We start from the raw sequence: 21,499 nt of genomic DNA on the forward strand, positions 1-21,499 counted from the left end.
AGGGCTTTTCCGTTGAATCGGGCAAGAAATCAAGCAGAACAGTCAAATGAAAGGGTATCGGGCCGTCTATACTGATCTTATCCGGATAAGCCAAGCGGCGAAGCGGAAATCATCGTTGGAACAAGCTGCTTTGTACAGGGATTTAGAGGCTTGATTCTATAAGGAGGATACCGGGATGCGTATTTTTGTAACGGGAGCAAGCGGCTTTATCGGGTCGGCAGTGGTCCGGGATTTGCTGGAGGGCGGACATGAAGTGGCCGGGCTGGTACGCTCCAAGGAAGCGGCCGAGCGGCTGGAGGCGGCTGGAACGAGAGCTGTCCGCGGCTCTGTCGAGAACACAGACCTGTTGCGCCGGGAAGCGGCTGCAGCGGACGCGGTTATCCATACGGCCTTTTATCATAAGTTCTCCCATGCCAGCCTGAAGATGAAGCTGAAGATTATGCTGGGCGGAAGTCCGGCCCGTACGCCGGCCCGTTTCATGGCGGCAGCGGTAGAAACAGAACTGCGCGCCATCGAAGCCTTTGGAGCCGTGCTGTCCGGGCGGTCCGGCGCGCTTGTCATCGCGATGCCGACCATGACGCTTACTCCCGGCAGGCTGGCGGCCGAGGATGACCGGGGAGATGCCTCATCCATCGGAGGAGGACGTGTGGCGTCGGAGAACGCCTTGCTGGCGCTGGCCGGGTCAGGCGTCCGGGCGTCGCTGGTGCGTCTGCCGCCAATCGTCTACGGCACGGGCGACCGGGGCGGCCTGTTGCCGAGCCTGATCCGCAGTGCAAGATTCAAAGACGCGGCCGCCTATATCGGACAAGGCGCCAACCGCTGGCCTGCTGTGCACCGGCTTGACGCAGCGCGTCTGTTCAAGCTGGCTGCCGAGCAGGCTCCCGCCGGCTCGCGGCTGCATGCTGTAGGAGAGGAAGGTGTTCCCTTCAGGCACATAGCCGAGGCGATTGCCCGGCAGGCGAACTTGCCGTCCAAGCAGATCCATAAGGAAGAAGCCGGCTCCTATTTCGGCTGGCTGGGTCCTTTTGTGGCAACCGACAATCCTGTCTCTTCAACGCTTACCCGCGAGCTTTACGGCTGGAGTCCGGTTGAGCGCGATCTGATGGCGGAAATGGAGCATGGTGATTATTTTGCCGGCCCATCGCCCCGCTAAGCGAATTCAAAATGGAGCTTTCCGGGAAGTCAGCACATCCTGACTTTCCGGAAAGCTCCTATTGTGATGTCCGTCAACCCGGACTAGCCTGCCGATCCTACTGTTCAGGACTCCTCCCTATACAGCGGAACCTTCATGCCTGTAACGGCAAGCGTAACCTTCTCCGGCAGAATATAATCCTTGTCCAGATTGATGTCATGCGACATATGTGTGTAGACCGCACGGCGCGGCTGGACCGTCTCCAGCAGATCGGCGGCTTCAGTCATATCATACACAGAGCGGGTGGACAATTCAGCTGCCTCGTAATAAAAGCTGGTTCCCAGCACCAGCAGGTCCGCTCCATGCATACGCCTGGTTTCCTCCGTGGTCAGAGAGATCGAGTCCGGGCAGTACACCCAGGCATAGTCCTCCTTCTCCAGCCTGTAGGCATAGGAGTAACCATTCTTGCCATGGTTCACCCGCCATGTGCTAATCTGCCAGCCATATAGCGTAATGCCGTCATCACAAGGGATCATGTCGATATGCCCGCTGAGCCACGGGTATTGGCGCTGGATGACGGGAATGACCTCCGCCGGAGCGTACAGCTCTCCCCGGAAGCCCATCCAGCGGCAGCTGTCCGCCCATTCCGGCAGCCCACCGATATGATCGAAATGCGCATGTGTCACGAGCAGACGCTTCATGGTGCGGTTCCCTTGCAGCTCCATCTGTCTCCGCCAGTCCGGTCCGCAGTCAATCGCCAGGAAGCCGCTGCCGTTATCTATAAGCACAGAAGAACGCAGGCGGTTATTGCGCCCGGTAGTTCTTGCTTCCGTACAGGTCTCACAATCACAGTAGACCCGGGGTACGCCCATGGCATCCCCTGTTCCGAGGAACACTAATGTATCCATATGCATGCCCACCTCATCGTCTTTTTTCTCGAATATCCGTCAGTTCATTATAGAACAGGAGCCGGTCCTTTGCACCCCGGCCCGTAAGACAGTAAAGAGCTGCCCTTCAGCCTGATCCGGCCGGAGAACAGCTCCCTTAATCCTTCGCACTCCACAATAAGCAGGTGTCTTCTAATCCTCTTCCGTCTCATCTACCCGCCTAGATCCCGGCCAGCACCTGATACCATATGCCCCGCTTGGAGTACAGCGTGGTGCGGACTTCCTCCCAGCCGCCAAGATAGCTGATATCGAACAGCCCGGCAGGAACCGGATACTGACTCTCATGTGCCGCATAGACCTGCTGGTTTACGGGACGGAAGCCGAACTTGGCGAATATCTCCTGCGCCTCAGGCGTCGTCAGATAATCGACCAGCGCTTCTGCGGCTGCACGGGTACCATGCTTATCCGCATACTTATCCACCACGGCCGCAGGATTCTCGATCAGGATCGTATTCTTCGGGATGACCACCTCATACTTCACACCCTCTGCAATCCGCGCCAGCAGCTCATTCTCATAAGTGACGATCACATCACCTACGCCGTACTCGAAGGCAGCCATGGAGGCCCGCCCGCTTTTATCCAGAGATTCGACGTTCCTGTGTATGCTCTCCAGGAAGGCCTTGGCAGCCGCAGGGTCCTTCGCCCCCTCCTGCTCCTCAGAACGCTTCAGGCCGGCCCCGTAGATCGCGTTGATGTCCCACTGGGCACCGCCGGAGGTCTTCGGATTAGGGTAGAGCACCTTCACCCCCGGCTTCGCCAGATCGGCAAAATCATGAATCCCCTTCGGATTGCCCTCCCGCGTCCCCAGGGCCACAACCGACCGCGTCACCATGCCCGCCTCGCCGCCTCGCTGCTTCCAGTCCTTCTCCACAAGGCCCGCCTTGACCAGCTTCCCGACATCGCCTTCCATGGCAAGCAGCGTAACATCCGCCTCGAAGCCGCCGGCAATTGCCCTCGCCTGAGTGCCTGAAGCTTCATAGGACTGCTGGAATACGATAGTTTGACCGGTATCCGCCTTCCACTTCTCCGCGAACCCGGGGAGAATCTCGCCCATGGCATCCTTCACCACGCTGTAGGCACCCACCACAAGCGTTAGATCTCCCTGCGGCGGTGCACCTGCCTCTCCTGCAGCCTGCTGCTCATTCCCGCAGCCGGCAGCGGTCAGGGCGAACACCGCCAGCAGTAAGACCGTCAGCCATCCGTGCAGTTGTCTGCTCCTTCTGATAAGCCACATACCGGCGACACATCCCACTCATTTATTTTTTAGATAAATACAGGCATCGGATCTTTCTTCAGCCCATTCTCCTGAATCCAGCTCCGCTCCTCATTGAACAGGTAGGCGCGGTGTACCAGCACAGATATTTCCTGGCCCGGAGTCAGCGTTTCTTTCTCCAGAGAGCGGTAGGTGACCAGCTTATGTCCATTGATTTCAACCTCCACCAGCCATTCACTGCCGCGGAAATGCAGATGCTTCACAACGCCCTGCTCCGTGGCCGAAGCTATTTTGAATTCATGCAGATGGCCCACCTCAATATATTCCGGACGGATCAGCGCCTTGGTCGGCTTACCGCCGCCTGCGCCTTCGAAGCCCTTCAGCTCGGAAGCACTCTCGATCAGCGTCGATTCCCCGATGAAGGTTGCCACGAACGGTGTCTTCGGCTCTTTATAGATATCCCAAGGCGTACCCTTCTGCTCCAGCCGCCCCTGGTTAATGATCATAATCTCATCCGCAACTTCAATAGCCTCATCCTGGTCGTGGGTGACGAAGATTGAGGTGATCCCGACACGTTCGATCAGCTCCCGCAGCCAGGAACGCAGCTCCTGGCGGATCTTCGCATCAATCGCGGCGAACGGCTCATCCAGCAGCAGCAGCTGCGGCTCAGGGGCCAGCGCCCGGGCAAAAGCCACCCGCTGGCGCTGCCCCCCGGACAGCTGATGCGGATACCGGCTCTCGAAGCCCTTCAGTCCGGTAAGCTCCACCAGCTCGGTGACACGGTCACGGATGACTGACTTACTAGCTTTCTTGACTTTCAAGCCGAAGGCGATATTCTCGAACACCGTCATATGCTTGAACAGCGCATAGTTCTGGAAGACAAAGCCGATCTCACGCTCCTGCGGCGGAAGATGGTTCACCGCCCGGCCGTGGAAAATAATCTCGCCGCTGTCCGGTGTCTCAAGGCCCGCCAGCATCCGCAGGATGGAGGTTTTGCCGCCGCCGCTTGGGCCAAGCAGCCCGATCAGATGGCCTTTGGTAATGCCGAAATGGACATCCTTCACCGCATGAAAATCGCCAAAATGCTTATCGAGTCCCCGGACCTCTACATGCATAATTAGTGCCCTCCCTTTCTTCTCTTGCTCCATTCCATAAGCAGCAGCAGTCCTGCGGAGAATGCGGCCAGCACCAGTGCTATCCCGCCCGCAGCCGTAACATTGAAATTCTCGACATCCTGATAGACCAGTGTGGTAGCCGTCTGGGTCCGGTTCATAATATTGCCTGAGACGACGAGCACCGCACCGAACTCACCCAGTGAGCGGGCCACCGTCAGAATCACTCCATAGATGACCGCCCAGCGGATAGACGGCCAAGTCACCTTCCAGAAGGTCGTCCAGCCATATGCGCCAAGTGTGGACGCGGCCTCTTCCTGCTGGGACCCGATCTCTTGCAGTACCGGCATCACCTCACGCACCATTAGCGGGAACGTGACGAACAGCGTAGCAATCACCATTCCCGGAAAAGCATACACAATCTTCACTCCAATTTGCTCAAACAACGCACCCAGCGCACTGTCCGGCCCGAGCAGCAGAACGATCATCAGCCCGCCGATCACCGGCGATACCGCATAAGGCAGATCCACGATGCTGTTCAGCAGGCTTTTGAGGCGCCGGCCCAGCCAGTTCGCCCGTACCAGATACAGGGCCGTCATGATCCCAAACAGCGTATTCAGCAGCGTCACAACCACTACAACATATCCGGTCATCAGCAGCGCATGCAGCGCCTCGGGCCGGGTCAGGGCGTTCCAGAAGCCGCTCCAGCCTTCGCTGAAGGCCCCCATTGTCATCCTGCCAAGCGGAGCTGCAATCAGGACGAAGAACACGAGGTAGGTCAGTCCAATCCACAATCTTCTCATGATCTTCTCCCCCGCATCTGCATGAGGCTGATCAGCCAGAGAATCAGGAAGGATAAGGTCAACAGAATGATCGACACCGCGGCAGCTCCCGCCGGATTATCACTTTCGACCTCTCCGAAAATATAAACAGAAGACACCAGCGTTCGCCCCGGAATATTGCCTGCCACGAGAACTACCGCACCGAATTCAGCGAGCGCCCGCGAGAAGGCCAGCATCCCGCCGCCGATCATGCCAGGTGCCATAGACGGCAAGATCACCTGTAGGAAGACCCTGCTTGGCTTCGCTCCCATCGTATAGGCTGCCTCTTCTTCCGAAGCGTCCAGCTCCTCCAGCAGCGGCTGCACCGCCCGGATGACGAAGGGGAATGTGACGAAGACCATGGCAATCACAATGGCAGGCTGGTGAAAAACAATCGTGAAGCCCAGCGATTCCGCAAGGCCCCCAATCAGGCTTCCCGGGCCCAGCAGCAGCAGAATCATCAGTCCGCCCACCGCAGTTGGCAGGGCAAACGGGAGATCAACAAGGCTGTTCAGCAGCGCCCTGCCCCGGAACTTATAACGGATAAGGACCCACGCGATCATCGTACCCAGCAGCACATTCGTAAGAGCCGCAATGACCGCCAGCTTGAGTGTTAACAGGACCGACTTCCAGGCAATCGGATCGCTCACACTTTCAGTGAAGCTTCCGAGCCCGGATGAGAATGAATTGTAATAGACCCCAAGGATCGGCAGCACAATCAGAATGACGAAATACAGTACAACCGTTGATCTAAATCCCCAGGTCCAGCCCTTGTGCCTGATCAGCGAATTCAATGGTCAACCTCCCACCTCCGGATAACCGGTCGGTATACTCGACTTTAAGGTTTGATTATTCCTATTAATATACTTGGTTTAAAGTTATTCCTACTTTACCAAATACCGCTTGCTGCCGTCAATTACTTTGTTAGTTTTTGGGTTAAAGTATAAGTAGCACTTGTTATATCCAAACCAGAGAGGGGCTGTTCATGATGCTGCATACTATGGAGATCACCACCAGCAAACGGGATGAAATGCGGGATATTACCCGCGAGGTTCAGGCTTATGTGAAGAATAGCGGAGTTCTTAACGGACTGCTGATTGTCTATTGTCCGCACACCACCGCAGGGATTGCGATTAACGAGAACGCCGATCCTGATGTGAAGCGCGATGTGTTGATGCGTCTGGATGAGGTCTATCCCTGGGAGCATCCCAAATACCGCCATGCCGAGGGCAATACGGCTTCCCACCTGAAATCCATTACGGCCGGTCCTTCGCAGACCCTGATTATTCATGAAGGGGCTGTGCTGCTGGGCCGCTGGCAGGGCATCTATTTTTGCGAGTTCGATGGTCCAAGGCAACGCCAGTGCCACCTCAAAATTATGGAAGGCTAGCACTGCCTGCCCTTGTAGAAGAGCAGCTACGCATGAACCGCGAAGCTGCTCTCTATACAATTTATAGTTCCTGTAACACTTTCACCATGCAAAGTTATACCAATGCAACGCTCTAAAGTACGAGCTGTTAAAAAAAACAGCTTATTATAAACTGCGGCTTAATACCTTGACATGTGTCAGGGCAGCTTGCTTCACATCTTCGAACAACACTTTATCCTGGATATAATACGAAATAAATCCGTGAGCAGACAGGAATAAGGTCAGCGGAACGTTCTGCCAGTCCTCCGTTACATATCCCTCTTCCTTCATATGACGGCGGACAATGCTCGCAAACAACTCGAAACATCGGCCCTGTTCTGCCCGGCAATACGCCAGCAGCTCTTCGTCGCGGATCATAAACATGATCTCATACTGATACGGATGGTCCAGCCCGAACCGGATGAACTCCATAATCAGCTGCTCCACCCGCGTCATTCCCTCTTCGGGCGGAGTGGTCATAGCTTGATTCAGAAGCGAAGCCACATGATTGAAATCCTCAACGACAATGGCGTAGAAGAGTTCGGCTTTCTCTTTGAAATGGTAATACAGGGAGCCGTGGCTGTAACCCAGGTGCTGACCAATGCTGCGCATCGAAATGGCACGGTACCCTTTGGTGATGAAAAGATGCCTCGCCGCCTCCAGAATTCTTTCTCTCGACAACTCCTGTTCCACTGCTCTTCTTGCCATAATCTATTCCCCTTCGCTGTAGTAAAGCCGCCGCCCTTCCGTAACCAGGGATTGCCCCTCCGTAAGATCGGTTATCCATGCGATAAATGCGTCACCTTCATCATTGCGCGGAAGACACAGCAGTGTAACTTTATCCGTAAACAAAGTCTCTCCGGTCTGAATATTCCGGCCCCGCAGTGCATTCTCCACCTTGCCCAGCCAAGTGTACTCGATTTCCACGAATACCTCCCGCCTCAGCACACGTGTAATGACCTCTCCGGCCGCAAGCGCCAGTACAGCGCCATCGGTATAGGCCCGAATCAGCCCGCCTGCACCCAGCATAATGCCTCCGAAATAACGGGTAACAACAATAGCGACATTCTTCACCTGTTGGCTGCGGATTACTTCCAAAATCGGTTTCCCGGCCGTTCCACTCGGTTCCCCGTCATCCGACTGTCTCTGGATCTCATCCCTCTCCCCGATCATATAAGCAGAGCAGTTATGCGTAGCATTCCAGTGCTGCTTCTTGATCGAATCGATAAATTGCACAGCTTCTTCCTCGTTCTCCACCGGCATAACATGCCCGATAAAGCGTGATTTACGGATTACGACCTCCCGCGAGCCGGGGGTACGTACCGTCCGGTATTGTTCCAGCATTGTTGTCCATTCCTTACTCTACATGTGATGACTTGATATATATTAGGAGCAGCCCTGGTAGTGGTTACCTATGGACTGCTCCCTGATGACTTACATTAGGTTGAATGATCTGCGGTTAGAGTGGGACTATTCGGTAAGTCTTGCTTCCAGTTCTGCCTTTTCTTTCTCGTAGCCTGGTTTGCCCAGCAGTGCGAACATGTTCTTCTTATAGGCTTCAACACCCGGCTGGTCGAACGGATTCACACCCAGCAGGTATCCGCTGATCCCGCAAGCCTTCTCGAAGAAGTACACCAGATAGCCGAAAGTATAAGGCGTCTGGTCAGGAATGGTAACGATCAGGTTCGGCACCTGTCCATCAGTATGCGCCAGCATAGTTCCCTGGAACGCCTTCTTGTTCACGAAGTCCATGGTCTGGCCGGTCAGGAAGTTGAGGCCATCCAGATCGTCCGGATCATTCTCGATCGTTACATGGTGCTGTACCTTCTCCACTTGAATAACCGTCTCGAAGATGTTGCGGTTACCCTCCTGAATGAATTGGCCCATGGAGTGCAGGTCAGTCGAGAAGTCCACCGAAGACGGATAGATTCCCTTGAAATCCTTGCCTTCACTTTCGCCGTACAGCTGCTTCCACCATTCAGAGACAAAGTGCAGGGACGGCTCGTAGTTCACGAGAATTTCTGTCGTCTTGCCTTTGCGGTAGAGCGCATTACGTACTGCAGCATATTGATAGCTCTGGTTCGTAGCCACATCGGGGTTGTTGAACTCATCGGCTGCGGCTGCGGCCCCTTGCATCATTTCTTCAATGTTAATTCCCGCTACGGCGATAGGCAGAAGACCTACCGGTGTCAGTACGGAATAACGTCCGCCTACATCATCAGGGATGATGAACGACTCATAGCCTTCTTCGTTAGCCAGCTTCTTAAGTGCGCCCTTCTCCTTGTCTGTTGTAGCGTAGATCCGTTTACGTGCTTCTTCCTTACCGTATTTCTTCTCCAGTGCTGCACGGAAGATACGGAAAGCAATAGCAGGCTCGGTAGTTGTACCGGATTTGGAGATTACGTTCACGGAGAAGTCTTTACCTTCTACCAGGTCAAGCAGATGCGTGATGTAGGTAGAGCTGATGTTATTACCGGCAAAATAAACCTCCGGTGTCTTGCGCTTGTCCTTGGACAGGTTATTGTAGAAGGAATGCGAAAGCGCCTCAATAGCTGCGCGTGCCCCCAGATAAGAGCCGCCGATACCAATCACGATCAGCACTTCGGAATCACTCTGAATCTTCTTGGCGGCCTGCTGAATGCGGGCGAACTCTTCCTTGTCATAAGCTGTAGGGAGATCAATCCAGCCCAGGTAATCGGAGCCTGCTCCGCTCTTGTTATGCAATTGTTCGTGGGCCAGCTTCACTGGAGCGGCGAAATAGTCGATCTCGGTCTGGCTGAAGAAGGAAAGGGCTTTGGTGTAGTCAAAATTAATCTTCTTGGACATCGGTAATGGTAGCCTCCTGTTTATCTCTTTAGATTTGACACCGTGTGTTGCAACATTATAATCTAGAATACTTTAATTTGCCTTGACTGGCAAGGTCTTAAGGCATATCCCCGGCTTTCCGAACCCTGTTTATGAAAAAATAACTGAAAGCGGTTACCAAGCAGACAAGCAGACCTGTTCTGTGGAACAGGCCGTAACCTTCTGATAGAATGAAGGCAAACTTAGTTTCTATAATATGATCTCAGGAAAGCAAAGGTGGAATTGAAATGAAGCACATCGGCTTTATCGGACTCGGAACAATGGGAGCACCTATGGCGTCGAACCTGCTGCGAAGCGGCTTTGAGGTTACGGTGTACAACCGTACAGCAGAGAAATGCAAACCTTTGGAACAGGAAGGTGCGAAGACAGCCGCCACACCGCAGGCAGCAGCGGAAGGCAAGGATGTTATTATTACCATGATCAGCAACGATGATTCGATCCGTGAAGTCTTCTACGGTGACCATGGCATTCTCGCCACCCTTCAGCCGGGAACAACCGTAATCGATTCCAGCACCATCTCCCCCGGCCTTGCAAAGGAGATCGCCACTGAAGTAGAAGCACGGGGCGGCAGCTTCCTTGATGCCCCTGTAACCGGCAGCAAGCCGGCAGCTATCGACGGCACACTGGTCTTCATGGTCGGCGGACATGCCGAAGTGATTGAGAAACACCGGGATCTCTTCGACTCTATGGGCCGTCTGCTGCTGCATATGGGCGCTAACGGCAGCGGCGCTGTAGCCAAGCTGGCTCACAATGCCATGGTCGGCATTCACAATGTCGCGCTCGCTGAGGGCTTCTCCATTGCGGTGAAGTCCGGGGTACCCGCAGATAAATTCCTGGAGCTGGTGAAGAACGGATCAGCAGGCAGCAAGCAGGCCGAGCTGAAAGGCCAGAAGATCATTGATAACGACTTCAGCAACCAGTTCTCCCTTGCCCTGATGCTCAAGGATCTCAAGCTGGCGTCCTCGCTCAGTGATTCCACTGGCGTCCCTTCCCCTATGCTCGGCGTAGCCAAGAGCCTGTTCCAGGCAGGCTTCAATCACGGCTACGGCGACGAGGACCTGTCCGCTGTGGTCAAATCCTACGAAGACTGGATCGGCCGGAAGATCGGCGAAGGTAACTAATGTAACGGCGGCTTTTCCAGAATCTGTTTATGATGGTGTTTCACACACTATTGTAAACAGGGGAGGAAGTTTCAATGCTGACCTTTGAACTCGCCCGGCCACAAGATGCGGCCATGTTGGCGAATGTACAGAAAAGAACCTTCGATGATGATGCCCGCCGATATCAGGATAAAGAGGAGGATGGCCCTCCCGGTTATGATTCGGTGCCCTGGCAGGCGGAACAAATGCAGCAGGGCCATTACTACAAGCTTCTGAAAGACGGTGGAATTGTCGGGGGGATGATAATCTTCCCGTCGCCCACAGAAGAGGAATGTCATCTGGGCCGGATTTTTATCGATCCGCTCTACCAGAATCAAGGCTTCGGGCATGAGGCTTTGCATTTCTTATTGGCTAAGTACCCTAGGGCTACGCGCTGGACGCTGGATACCCCTTCGTGGGCCGTCCGGAACCATCACTTCTATGAGAAGCACGGCTTCGTCCGTACCGGAGAGATCTATGATGCGGAGAGCAGCCAGAGCATCTGGGAATATGAGCGGACAGGTCCGCTGGCAGAGGTAGGCCGCTAAGAACAGAATCACTTTACCGAGCGAATCATGCTAATGGACCATGTGCCGACGCCCAGCCTATTGTGTTCGGTTTTCCGCATACATTCTGCATATGTAACTCGTAATCAGGGCGCAGCCAGGCAGTATCGGCTGCGCCCCTTTAATATGCGAGCATGGTCTTCTTGTCAGGAGTGAGAACGCAAAAGTACCGGTGATTTAATCACCGGTACGAGAAGTTTAATTTACAGTACGTATACAAAAAAACATACGTTTTCCTTGCGTTAACTATAAAATTAATATAGCACAGAAATGTCAACATAACAAGCATTTTTATGGAAAATGAAGAAAATAAATGATTCTCCCCCTGTCAGCCTGGCAGCAAGGATCAAGAAGGCGCCAGACGCGGCTGTCCCCCTCTCCTCCCCTGATGATATGATCTTCTGCGCGAAGGAGGCGACTGATATGCAAATTAGACTGAGAGATATCCGCAAAAGCTTCAAGGTGTACAAACGGCCCGAAGGAAAATGGGGACTTCTGAGAGGAGCGTTTATGCGGAATGTTACCCAGGTGGACGCGCTCGGTGGCATCAGCTTTGATATTGAAGAGGGTGAACTGGTAGGTTACATTGGCCCGAACGGCGCCGGCAAATCCACCTCCGTCAAGGTAATGAGCGGCATCCTGACACCCGACAGCGGAGAATGCACCATCTTGGGCAAGATTCCCTGGAAGCACCGTGTAGAGCATGTATCCCGAATTGGCGTCGTGTTTGGCCAGCGCTCGCAGTTATGGTGGGATGTTCCGGTGGCAGACTCTTTTGACGTACTGAAGGATATTTATGCCATTCCTCCAGGCGACTACCGCTTAAGATTATCCGAGTTATCGGCAACACTTGGTGTGGAAGCGCTCTTAAGGACCCCGGTGAGACAGCTTTCGCTCGGACAGCGGATGCGCTGTGAGCTGGTAGCAGCGCTGCTGCACCGGCCGAAGCTTCTCTTTCTGGATGAGCCAACCATCGGACTTGATGCGGTATCCAAGCTCGCGCTGCGCAATTTTCTGAAGGAAGAGAACCGTAAGTACGGGATTACGATGCTGCTGACCACACACGATATGGACGATATTGAGGCATTATGCCAGCGGGTCATGGTGATCGGGCACGGCCAACTGCTCTATGACGGGCAACTCTCAGGTCTGCAGCAGAAATATGCGCCGGAGGTCGTCATGAAAGTGAACACGGATGCGATGATTGCGGCTATGTACAATGACTTGGCTTTGGGCTAACCCATCAGGAGGTGCACAATGAACTTTAGAAATACATGGCGGGCCTGCAGCTCCCTCTTCCGAATCCGCATGGCAGAAGGGCTCCAGTACCGGGTGTCCGCCATATCTGGCACGATGGTAGGTGTGTTCTGGGCGCTTATAGAATGTGTGCTGTTCACCGTGTTCTATACATACAGCGAGAATGGCTCCTGGAACAATAACGGACTCAGCCTCCCTCAGGCCATATCCTATGTTTGGCTGGCTCAGGGGCTGTTTGTACTCCAGAGTATGAACATCGAAAGCGAAATTATGGGCAAAATCAACAACGGTGACGTCGGTATCGAGCTGTGCCGGCCCATGAACCTGTACACCCACTGGTTTGTCAAAAGCTCGGCCGGCAAGCTCGGCACCAGTTGGATCAGGGGGCTGGCCACCGTACTCGCCGGGTTCCTGATGCCTGCCGGATATGCCTTAGGGGGCCCTGCCTCATTGCCTGCACTATTCTATTTCCTTCTGTCGGTGGTCATGGCGTTTGTGCTGTGCTCGGCCTTCGCTATGCTTGTGACTGCGATCCGGCTGAATATCACTTGGGGGGACGGACCGACCTATATGCTTCTACTGCTAAGCGGCATATTGTCCGGCACCTACCTCCCCCTGCGGCTCTGGCCTGATTTCATGCAGACCTTCCTGTACCTGCAGCCGTTTGGCGGATTCGCCGACATCCCTCTGCAGCTATATATAGGTAGCGTGGCTCCTGCCGCCGCATTGCCCGGCATCGGCTTACAGCTCATGTGGAGCCTTATCTTTATCTCGGCGGGCCGGATGATCATGAAACGCAGATTGCACAGCATTATCGTCCAGGGAGGGTGAGAGTACCGTATGCTTGCTGAAGGTAAAATTTATTGCAAATACTTGCGGATGCATCTGCTGTCCGGCATGGAATATAAGGGCTGGTGGCTGATGCTGATTCAGGTGCTTACTGTGGTGATCTCCGATCCCATAGCCACCGTCCTGCTGTTCTCCCGCTTTGGCAATATCGGCGAATGGACCGTCGCCCATATCATTCTGGTGTACTCGCTGGCGGTGGCTTCCTTCGGACTTGCCGAGAGCGTATGCCGCGGCTTTGATTATTTCCCGTGGCATCTGCTGCGCTCCGGCGATTTCGACCGGCTGCTGCTCCGTCCGCGTTCCCTGTTCGTGCAGGTCGCCGCTTCCAGATTCCATCTGCACCGGCTGGTCCGGCCGTTTACAGGAATCTGTGCTGCGGGCTGGGCGCTGGGACAGCTCGGCGTTCCCTTGACGCCCAGCAGACTCGGCATTCTGGCGATGGCGCTGGCCGGAGGCTGTCTGATGTACTGCGGAGTGTTCGTGCTAACCTCAGGTCTTGCTTTTTTCACGATCAAAGGGCTGGACTGGATCTTTCTGCTGACCAACGCCAGCTACCAGATTACCCGCTGCCCAGAGCCCTATTTGCCGCGAATGCTAAAATCCGTGTTCAGCTTTGTGCTCCCAATGCTGTTCATCAGCTTCTATCCGGCGGCCACCGTCTGCGGCTGGGATTATCCCCACTGGCTGGGATTCCTCTCGCTTCCCTCTGGAGCTGCCTTCCTCGGAGTGTCTCTGCTGGTATGGCGCATAGGCGTGAGGCATTACAAAAGCACGGGGAGTTGAGCTCCGCTGAAGCTGACAATACAAAAAAAAGCACCCCGGGACCATGAATCTTCCAGGGGTGCTTTTTTCTGCCACTTTCTTTTATACAATCGGGTAAGAACAGCAATAATCAGTTAATGCGAATACTTCCAGCGCAAATTTAGAGTTGCCGGGAACATGGAATGTCTCCGCTCCGTCAATGTCCTTCCACACTTCAGTGCCGGGAAGCAGCACCTTGAGCTTGCCGGAGAGAATCTCCATCGTCTCGGGGCCATCGGTGCCGAATTCGTATACGCCAGGCAGCATAATGCCGAGTGTCACCTTAGTGCCGTCTTCCAGTGTAACTGTACGGCTGGTAACTTTTCCGTCGTAGTAAATATTGGCTGCTTTTTGAATTGTCGCGTTGGTGAACTGACTCATATGCTTATTCTCCCCTTTGTCGTTAGATCCGTCTATTATAGCAGCGCTTTTACGCGGCTGACTACATTTTCTACAGTGAAGCCATATTCTCTGATTACGGTGTCGCCAGGGGCGGAAGCGCCAAAGGTAGTGATTCCCAGAATGTCTCCCTGATCGCCTGTATAACGTTCCCAGCCGAAGGTTTGCGCCATTTCGATAGCCAGACGGGCTTTCACTTCAGGCAGGATAACGGAATCGCGGTATGCTTTATCCTGCTTCTCGAACAGATCCCAGCTCGGCAAGCTGATGACACGAACATCAATGCCTTCTTCGGCAAGCGCAGCCTGAGCCTTAACCGCCAGCTGTACTTCAGAGCCTGTAGCAATGATCTGTGCCTGTGGAGTGCCGTTCTTGGAATCAGAGACCACATACCCGCCGCGTTTGATGTTATCGCGTACACCGTCTACGGTTCCAGCCAGGATCGGCAGGTTCTGACGGGTCAGTACCAGTGCTACCGGATTAGCGGTGTTCTCCATAGCGTATGCCCAAGCTGCAGAGGTTTCGTTGGCATCAGCCGGACGAATGACCGTCAGACCTGGAATGATACGCAGGGAAGCAAGCTGTTCAATCGGCTCATGGGTAGGACCGTCTTCACCAACAGCAATACTGTCATGAGTAAGCACGTAGGTTACCGGCAGCTTCATGATGGAAGCCAGACGGACAGCCGGACGCAGGTAATCTGTGAAGACGAAGAACGTACCGCCGAACACCTTAAGACCAGTGTGCAGTGCAATCCCGTTCATGGCTGCAGCCATTCCGAATTCACGTACGCCGAAGTAGATGTTACGGCCGTCATAGGATTCTGAGGTGAACTGGGACAGACCGTTCAAGTGCGTCATGGTCGAGCTCTCCAGATCGGCAGAACCCCCAACCAGCTGCGGGATACCGCCAGTCAATCCGTTCAGCGCATTACCGGAAGCCACACGGGTGGATACGGCTTTGTCTTCTGCTTTGTAGAACGGCAGATTGGCATCCCATCCTGCAGGAAGCTCACCGCTTAGTGCAGTTTCGAGCTGTGCAGCAAGCTCAGGGTATGCTTTTTTGTAGGCTGCAAATTTCTCATCCCATGCTTTGTTAGCGGCGATTCCTTTGGCCTTCACTTCAGTGAAGCTGGCACGGACTTCATCCGGTACATAGAAATCTTCTTCATATACCCATTTGTAGTATTCCTTCGTCAGCTTCGTTTCATCAGCACCCAGCGGGGAGCCGTGGGTACCGCCGTGGCCGCCTCTACCTTGCTTGTTCGGGCTGCCGTAGCCGATGACAGTCTTCACTTCGATCAGCGTAGGTTTGCTGCTGTCTGCTTGAGCCTCTTCAAGAGCCTTAGCCAGTGCAGGAAGATCGTTACCGTCTTCTACACGCAGAACCTGCCAGCCGTAAGCTTCAAAACGCTTAGCAACATTCTCGGAGAATGCAAGGTTGAGCTTGCCGTCTAGGGAGATATCATTCGAATCGTACATTACAATCAGCTTGCCCAGCTTCAGGTGTCCGGCAAGTGAAGCAGACTCGGAAGAGATCCCTTCCATCAAATCACCGTCGCCGCAGATGGCGTACGTATAATGGTCAATCACGTTATGTTCATCTTTATTGTAAGTCGCACCCAGCTGCGCTTCAGCCATTGCCATACCAACAGCCATACCGATACCTTGTCCAAGCGGACCGGTTGTCGCATCTACACCGGCAGTGTGGCCGACTTCCGGATGTCCCGGAGTTAAGCTGCCCCATTGGCGGAACTGCTTCAATTCTTCCATAGGCAGATCATAGCCGCTGAGGTGCAGCAGGCTGTAGAGGAGCATGGAGCCATGTCCGGCAGACAACACGAAGCGGTCACGGTTGACCCAAGTCGGGTGGTCCGGGTTATGATTCATTGTCTTAGCGAACAATTGGTATCCCATAGGTGCGGAGCCCATCGGCATACCCGGATGTCCGGAGTTTGCCTTTTCAATGGCATCAATGGCAAGTGTACGGATCGTAGTGATGGCCAGGTTGTCCACCGTTGAGTTTTCTTCTTTATGAATGGCTTGATCTTTTGCTTGTTCAGTCATTACAATAATCCTCCTCGAATCAAGAATGTCATTTTGACTATTATTGTATCACGGAAGTGGAAGCATTTCCAATTGTTTTTGCTGCAGCTTATATTTAGCGGCTTCTGTCGGGTCTATGCACGCCTGTGCCAGATTCACGGTGCTTCAGGAGGTTCTTTTTTGGAGATACGGATGGGAATCCGGAAACTTAGCCTTAAGTCTAGTTTCTAATTAAGACTAAAGTTTGTTTTACAAAGCGGATTTATACAGTAAGATGGAAGTACCACAGCGGAATTTTAGCCGGATTATCCATAATTTCCAGCAGAAAGGAATTCAGAAGATGACTGCAAACAGAGACATTTATATTGTGCTGACCGGAACAGGCACGGCCTTCAGCGGAATTATTAAATGGTTCACCAAAGCGGAGCTGAATCATGCCTCGATTGCTTTTGACAGTGAGCTGCGTGAGGTCTACAGCTTCGGCCGAAAAAAAGTGTACAACCCGTTTATTGCCGGACTTATCCATGAGAACTTCATCCATCCGTTCTACAACAGTGCAGACTGTGCCATCTACCAGCTCAGAGTCAGTGAGGAAGAGTACAATACTATGTATAACCATGTCCAGGGTATGATGCAGAATCAGGAGCGTTATAAATATCACCTGCTCGGTCTGGTCGGTGTGCTGTTGAACATCCGGATTGACCGGGAGAATGCTTTTTTCTGCTCCCAGTTCGTAGCCTCTGTATTGGAGGAAACTACTGTTCATCCGGTAGCCAAGCCCTCCTGCTTCGTCACTCCGGAGGATTTCGCTTCATCCCTGTGTGCCCACAAAATATTCAGCGGCAAACTCTCCTACTATATGGACCGGAGTCATTCTGCGGACCTCAGAGGTTCCAGTCTACATAACCCCCAAACTACTAATCCGGCAGATTTTGCGGCTCCTAGACTGCGGCTGCATGAAGAACGGACCGAGGGAATCGTCTGAACGATCACCCTCCGCCCGCTTGATGCCAAGTAAAACAAAATCATAGTAGCACATAAGGCATAAGGATTGCGTCCCGCGTTATTTTACACGATGGCTCTGATAATATTCTGTCCAATCTCCGAGAATCGTTACCGCCACTGTATCCACCTTGGTCTGATACTCATTGGTTGCGGTAAAGGTAAAAGTAACCGGACCATCCGGCAGCTGTTCGAACGATGGGTCGGCCAGCTCACCCGTCCATAAGGTCTTATCACTCCCGGCCGGACTCAGCGCCGCCGTGTATCCTCCAGTCATTGTGACTTGCACGGTATCCGGTAGTCCGGTAGCTGTCCCCTGCAGCACAAATTTCTCGCCAGCCCAATAGACACTATACCCCCGCGGGCTTTCAGGCGAGCCGCTCTGCTTCAGATTGTACGCCTGACGGTTGCCATTCCACTCCTCTGTATGACGGACAGCCCCCTTGATGCTAAGCAGGTTAACCATAAAGTACTTTCTTGCGGACACAACACTCCACTCAAATCCATCGAAGACCTCAACTTCTACAGCATATTTTTCGTACTCTGCTAAGGCTCCATCTGGTACCTTCCATTGTTTTGAACTGGATACCTGGTCACCGGACTGCACCTTAATCGCACCTGTGGCCAGATTAATTATCCGCACCCGGAAGCGCTGCTGCTGATCCCCGTCCTCATCCTGGTAATCCCACTTGATGATCGGCGTCAGTGTGCTGGCAATCGTTGGCTTGTTGGGGCTATCACTTGTCGGATAGGTAATTGAGACCTTGGGTAACCGGTTCAACACGGTAATGCTATGGGACAGCTCTCTGAACAGTCCCAGGGAGTCCGTAACAAGCTGCCGATACGTAAAGGTACCGTTTGTAGTAAACTTTTTGTTAAAATCGCCTTCTGTGCTCACAAGCCCCTCTACACCAGCCGCCGGCTTCAAGAAATACTGATGACTTATGATGTCTCCTTTCGGAATATCCTCATCTGTTGCCGTGCTCTTGATATTAAGCACATCCGTCCGGTAGATTGCTACCTTGGTGGCATCCTTTCCGGTATCCGTAATGAGGGTGAATCCCGGCTGGGGCGGGTTGTCGATGATGAAGGCTTTTTCGTTTGATACCTCGGACCAGGAGCCTTTGGAATACGCCCGCCCCAATACCGTGAAGTACTCGAAGCGATTGAATGTTGGGTTTGGAACTTGATACTGACGGATCGATCCGCTGCCATCTGTATTCTCTACCGTTTTCTCCAATAGCCCTTCTTTGGTGAAAAATTCAAGCCTGTACTTTTCCTGAGGATCATTCTCCGGATCGGAGTAGGTCCACTGAATCAACGGGTCCCCCTGCTTCTCTGCATCCAGGACGGTAGGGTTCCCTACTGTACCCGGCGGAGAAGTGATCGTCATGGACGGGGCTTCGTTTTTGATTACATTCACTTTGAGTGACTCAATATTTGACTTCGCCCCAATCTGGTCCACTGCCCAATGTTCCAGGGTGTATATCCCCGGTTCCGGAAAACTGATATTGATACTCTGCGTCTTATATAACTTGGTGGTGCTGTCGCTATCTGTCACCTTCCAAAAATATTGAAGACTGGCGATATCCGATGGATCTTCATCAAAATCAGACGAGGTGTATTGCTTCGTATCAAACTGATACGCCGTTGCAGACCCGTTAATGGCGGCCGTAGGGACATGGTTGAGGACTTTGAACGTCCGTGTCGCATTCGAGGAAAGCGACCCGTCCGAGGCGGTCAGGCGCATTTCCCAGCCATCTGAAATGGCTTGTTGTGGTGAAATGCCGCTACGCGCGATCAGATCCCGGATGGTCATCACCTGGTTTCGGTTACCTCCGGCATAATAGTACGGGCTGCTATTGATCCGGGCATTCCAGGCATAGCTTAGCCAATCCCCATCCTCATCCGGGTCAGGTGTCATATTCTCCATCGTAATGACCGTATCCCGGTATACTTCCACCGGCATATTGAAGGCAGCTGCTGGCGGGTGATTCAGGACTTGTACCGTTTGGCTGTAGGGCTGCGACCATAGCCCGCGGTTATCATGGACCTGAAGGGTTAACTGATACGTCCCCACGCCGTAGGCTGCGATATTCGGCGGCACCGCCGCACCGCCCGAATGACTCCATACCTGTTGCCAGCCATCCTTAATCACTGTCCAGCTGTATACGTCCAGTGGATCATTGTCCGGGTCGAAGGACTTGTCCGTGACCGCTGTAGCCTTACGGTACGATACAATGTTGGGCTCTACGGTGAACAGCGCTACCGGCGGCAGGTTGCCGGCCGCCCCTACCGTTTGCTGCGACCAGTCACTCCAGACGCCAATCCCATTCTCGCCATCGATGTCCCGCACTCTTAGCCGGATATCATACTGGTCATTGGTCGGCAGTTGTGCCGGCGGATATCCATCCGTCCAGACTTGCCCTTCTGTCTTCTTGTATTGCCATTGCCAATCCATGATCCCTTTATTGGAGGCAGTGACATGATCCAAATCGTAGGAGCTGTCCGTGATCTGCAGCCATCCGCCTGACAACCTGGCACTAAACAAGGCTATCGGCTTGCGATGCACATGGAAGGTCATCGAAGAGAGGTTATTCCGGCTCCATTTCCGGTACACATCGAACCGGTCGTCATCCTTGGGATTGTCACGACCCTGGAACGTGGCCACGTAGGAACCGCTAAACGGGAAGGTCGTATAGGGTGAACTTCGCCATAATCCAGAATCCCAAATAATCCCCATCGAATTGTCAAAGAAATATGGATCATGATCGAACCGGTACCGTTCTTCCCGTTTAGGGTCCCATTCCGAGTCAAAGAATTTCGTTCTGGTTTCTACAGGGGTATTGATCAGGACAAAGGACTTGTTCCGCATCTGCTGTCTGACATTGATCGTAAGCGCCGCCTTCGCGGTCATTCCCGAAGGATCGGATGCCGTGATGTTCACGGTGTAGGTTCCCGGCGGGATCGAGTCTTGCAGCACGTCCAGTGGGATATTGAATAGTTTGGATAGCTTGGCTTGAGGCACCACCGTCTTCTTGTAGAAGACACCAGGGATCTCGGCGGTGACGGTAACGTCCTCGTTATCTGGATCGCTGACATACCCCTCAATATTGATTCCGCTTAAGCCTGCGGCATTAACCAGGGTAATTCCATTTGCTGTTCCTACGGACAGGCTAGGGGCATAATTGGGTATCAATTCTGCAACTCTAGTCATGTATGGCGACCACCAGTAAGTGTTTGTCCGAGCGAGCACTCGAAAACGGAACATTTCCGGATCATCCGCTAATCCTGGGTTGTATTCACTTGGCTGATAATAGTTATAGCCTTGTGCATAGTCATTAGGATAAGTATTCGCCATTAACTCACGTATTTTGGACATCTCTATATCAAGAGTGGCGGGAAAATAATCTCCGTATGGTGGGGGTGCCACCGCATTTATAAATAATCTTCCCCAATCTGCTGACCAGTTGTAATACATACCATAAAAGTCAGGTGTCCTAGGATCATTACAAGTCCATAGATTATCATCGTTATAGGCATTTCTGTTTAATTCATATTCATATGCTTTTTTGGTATAAATGGAACTACACATTTCGATTTCCATGGGCTCTGTGTACCCGGCCCAATCATGTCTCCCCGTATGATAGGTGACATGTAAGTTAGAGCCTGGAACAATATCATAGGTCATTCTTTTGGTCGTTTTATTAAATTTAAGATTGGTTACCTTCAGAGCAGGGAAATCAATGACAACCTTATCATCCTGATTGGCATGTCCCCCTCGCCCAGCTTCAAAGACAATATCCCGATAATAAATAAAATTGTCCTCTGCAGCCTGCACTGTACTGGCCAGTCTCGTCACTTCGACAACTGGTTGCGGCAGTGCGGGAATCAGCAGCAAATAGGCCATAAGCAAAATGATACTTCTCTTGAATCTCTTCAA

The 21,499-nt window shown here is 53.1% G+C and carries 19 protein-coding genes; 8 read left to right on the top strand and 11 right to left on the bottom strand.

Annotated elements, in window-relative coordinates:
* Nucleotides 1–175 precede the first annotated feature (175 nt).
* Nucleotides 176–1,153, top strand: coding sequence for an SDR family oxidoreductase (locus MHH78_RS29980; protein WP_341169822.1), 978 nt, complete (start codon nucleotides 176–178; stop codon nucleotides 1,151–1,153).
* Nucleotides 1,154–1,257: 104 nt separating this feature from the next.
* Here the strand turns inward: MHH78_RS29980 and MHH78_RS29985 are convergent, their stop codons facing one another.
* The 5 genes from MHH78_RS29985 to cysT all read right to left on the bottom strand — a co-directional run bounded on the left by MHH78_RS29985 (nucleotide 1,258) and on the right by cysT (nucleotide 6,019).
* On the bottom strand, nucleotides 1,258–2,040 hold the full coding sequence (locus MHH78_RS29985; RefSeq protein WP_341169823.1) for an MBL fold metallo-hydrolase: 783 nt from the start codon (nucleotides 2,038–2,040) through the stop codon (nucleotides 1,258–1,260).
* A 199-nt stretch (nucleotides 2,041–2,239) separates the two neighbouring features.
* Entirely contained in the window at nucleotides 2,240–3,313 is a 1,074-nt protein-coding gene (locus tag MHH78_RS29990) for a sulfate ABC transporter substrate-binding protein (RefSeq protein ID WP_341169824.1), read from the bottom strand.
* A 29-nt stretch (nucleotides 3,314–3,342) separates the two neighbouring features.
* A complete protein-coding gene (locus MHH78_RS29995) occupies nucleotides 3,343–4,407 on the bottom strand; it encodes a sulfate/molybdate ABC transporter ATP-binding protein (RefSeq protein ID WP_341169825.1) in 1,065 nt (354 codons plus the stop codon).
* A gap of 2 nt (nucleotides 4,408–4,409) precedes the next feature.
* Entirely contained in the window at nucleotides 4,410–5,207 is a 798-nt protein-coding gene (locus MHH78_RS30000) for a sulfate ABC transporter permease subunit (protein ID WP_076082476.1), read from the bottom strand.
* Nucleotides 5,204–6,019, bottom strand: a complete 816-nt coding sequence (gene cysT, locus MHH78_RS30005; RefSeq protein ID WP_036727564.1) for a sulfate ABC transporter permease subunit CysT — start codon at nucleotides 6,017–6,019, stop codon at nucleotides 5,204–5,206. Before cysT ends, MHH78_RS30000 begins: the two co-directional genes overlap by 4 nt.
* A gap of 194 nt (nucleotides 6,020–6,213) precedes the next feature.
* On the opposite strand from cysT, the gene MHH78_RS30010 reads away from it, so the two are divergent.
* Nucleotides 6,214–6,615, top strand: a complete 402-nt coding sequence (locus MHH78_RS30010; protein ID WP_036727896.1) for a secondary thiamine-phosphate synthase enzyme YjbQ — start codon at nucleotides 6,214–6,216, stop codon at nucleotides 6,613–6,615.
* A gap of 144 nt (nucleotides 6,616–6,759) precedes the next feature.
* Here the strand turns inward: MHH78_RS30010 and MHH78_RS30015 are convergent, their stop codons facing one another.
* The 3 genes from MHH78_RS30015 to MHH78_RS30025 all read right to left on the bottom strand — a co-directional run bounded on the left by MHH78_RS30015 (nucleotide 6,760) and on the right by MHH78_RS30025 (nucleotide 9,459).
* Nucleotides 6,760–7,341 (bottom strand): TetR/AcrR family transcriptional regulator, encoded by a 582-nt coding sequence (locus tag MHH78_RS30015; protein WP_076082473.1) that lies wholly within the window; start codon nucleotides 7,339–7,341, stop codon nucleotides 6,760–6,762.
* A 3-nt stretch (nucleotides 7,342–7,344) separates the two neighbouring features.
* Nucleotides 7,345–7,977 (bottom strand): YigZ family protein, encoded by a 633-nt coding sequence (locus tag MHH78_RS30020; protein ID WP_341029312.1) that lies wholly within the window; start codon nucleotides 7,975–7,977, stop codon nucleotides 7,345–7,347.
* Nucleotides 7,978–8,103: 126 nt separating this feature from the next.
* A complete protein-coding gene (locus MHH78_RS30025) occupies nucleotides 8,104–9,459 on the bottom strand; it encodes a glucose-6-phosphate isomerase (RefSeq protein WP_036700477.1) in 1,356 nt (451 codons plus the stop codon).
* Between the two features lie 260 nt (nucleotides 9,460–9,719).
* On the opposite strand from MHH78_RS30025, the gene MHH78_RS30030 reads away from it, so the two are divergent.
* The 5 genes from MHH78_RS30030 to MHH78_RS30050 all read left to right on the top strand — a co-directional run bounded on the left by MHH78_RS30030 (nucleotide 9,720) and on the right by MHH78_RS30050 (nucleotide 14,092).
* Nucleotides 9,720–10,619 carry an NAD(P)-dependent oxidoreductase gene (locus MHH78_RS30030; RefSeq protein ID WP_341170409.1) on the top strand — a complete coding sequence of 300 codons (900 nt, stop codon included), beginning with the start codon at nucleotides 9,720–9,722 and terminating at the stop codon, nucleotides 10,617–10,619.
* Between the two features lie 74 nt (nucleotides 10,620–10,693).
* Nucleotides 10,694–11,185 (top strand): GNAT family N-acetyltransferase, encoded by a 492-nt coding sequence (locus MHH78_RS30035; protein ID WP_341169826.1) that lies wholly within the window; start codon nucleotides 10,694–10,696, stop codon nucleotides 11,183–11,185.
* A gap of 441 nt (nucleotides 11,186–11,626) precedes the next feature.
* Nucleotides 11,627–12,442: an ABC transporter ATP-binding protein gene (locus MHH78_RS30040; RefSeq protein WP_340756152.1), complete on the top strand. Its 816-nt coding sequence runs from the start codon at nucleotides 11,627–11,629 to the stop codon at nucleotides 12,440–12,442.
* 18 nt (nucleotides 12,443–12,460) lie between these two features.
* Nucleotides 12,461–13,291, top strand: coding sequence for an ABC transporter permease (locus MHH78_RS30045; protein WP_341169827.1), 831 nt, complete (start codon nucleotides 12,461–12,463; stop codon nucleotides 13,289–13,291).
* A gap of 9 nt (nucleotides 13,292–13,300) precedes the next feature.
* The gene (locus MHH78_RS30050; protein WP_341169828.1) at nucleotides 13,301–14,092 is read left to right on the top strand and encodes an ABC transporter permease; all 792 of its coding nucleotides are present in this window, start codon (nucleotides 13,301–13,303) and stop codon (nucleotides 14,090–14,092) included.
* An 81-nt stretch (nucleotides 14,093–14,173) separates the two neighbouring features.
* On the opposite strand, the gene ppnP is transcribed toward MHH78_RS30050, so the two are convergent.
* Both ppnP and tkt read right to left on the bottom strand, forming a co-directional pair.
* Complete coding sequence (ppnP, locus tag MHH78_RS30055; protein WP_036727552.1) at nucleotides 14,174–14,491, bottom strand: pyrimidine/purine nucleoside phosphorylase; 318 nt, start codon at nucleotides 14,489–14,491, stop codon at nucleotides 14,174–14,176.
* Nucleotides 14,492–14,526: 35 nt separating this feature from the next.
* Nucleotides 14,527–16,575 (bottom strand): transketolase, encoded by a 2,049-nt coding sequence (tkt, locus tag MHH78_RS30060; protein ID WP_341169829.1) that lies wholly within the window; start codon nucleotides 16,573–16,575, stop codon nucleotides 14,527–14,529.
* A 319-nt stretch (nucleotides 16,576–16,894) separates the two neighbouring features.
* Here tkt and MHH78_RS30065 point away from each other — a divergent pair, with 319 nt between their 5' ends.
* Nucleotides 16,895–17,539, top strand: coding sequence for a hypothetical protein (locus tag MHH78_RS30065; RefSeq protein WP_340826418.1), 645 nt, complete (start codon nucleotides 16,895–16,897; stop codon nucleotides 17,537–17,539).
* 78 nt (nucleotides 17,540–17,617) lie between these two features.
* Here the strand turns inward: MHH78_RS30065 and MHH78_RS30070 are convergent, their stop codons facing one another.
* Nucleotides 17,618–20,773, bottom strand: coding sequence for a hypothetical protein (locus tag MHH78_RS30070; RefSeq protein ID WP_341169830.1), 3,156 nt, complete (start codon nucleotides 20,771–20,773; stop codon nucleotides 17,618–17,620).
* Between the last annotated feature and the right edge of the window lie 726 nt (nucleotides 20,774–21,499).

This window comes from Paenibacillus sp. FSL H3-0333, assembly GCF_038002805.1.
Taxonomy (GTDB): Bacteria; Bacillota; Bacilli; order Paenibacillales; family Paenibacillaceae; genus Paenibacillus_AQ; species Paenibacillus_AQ silagei.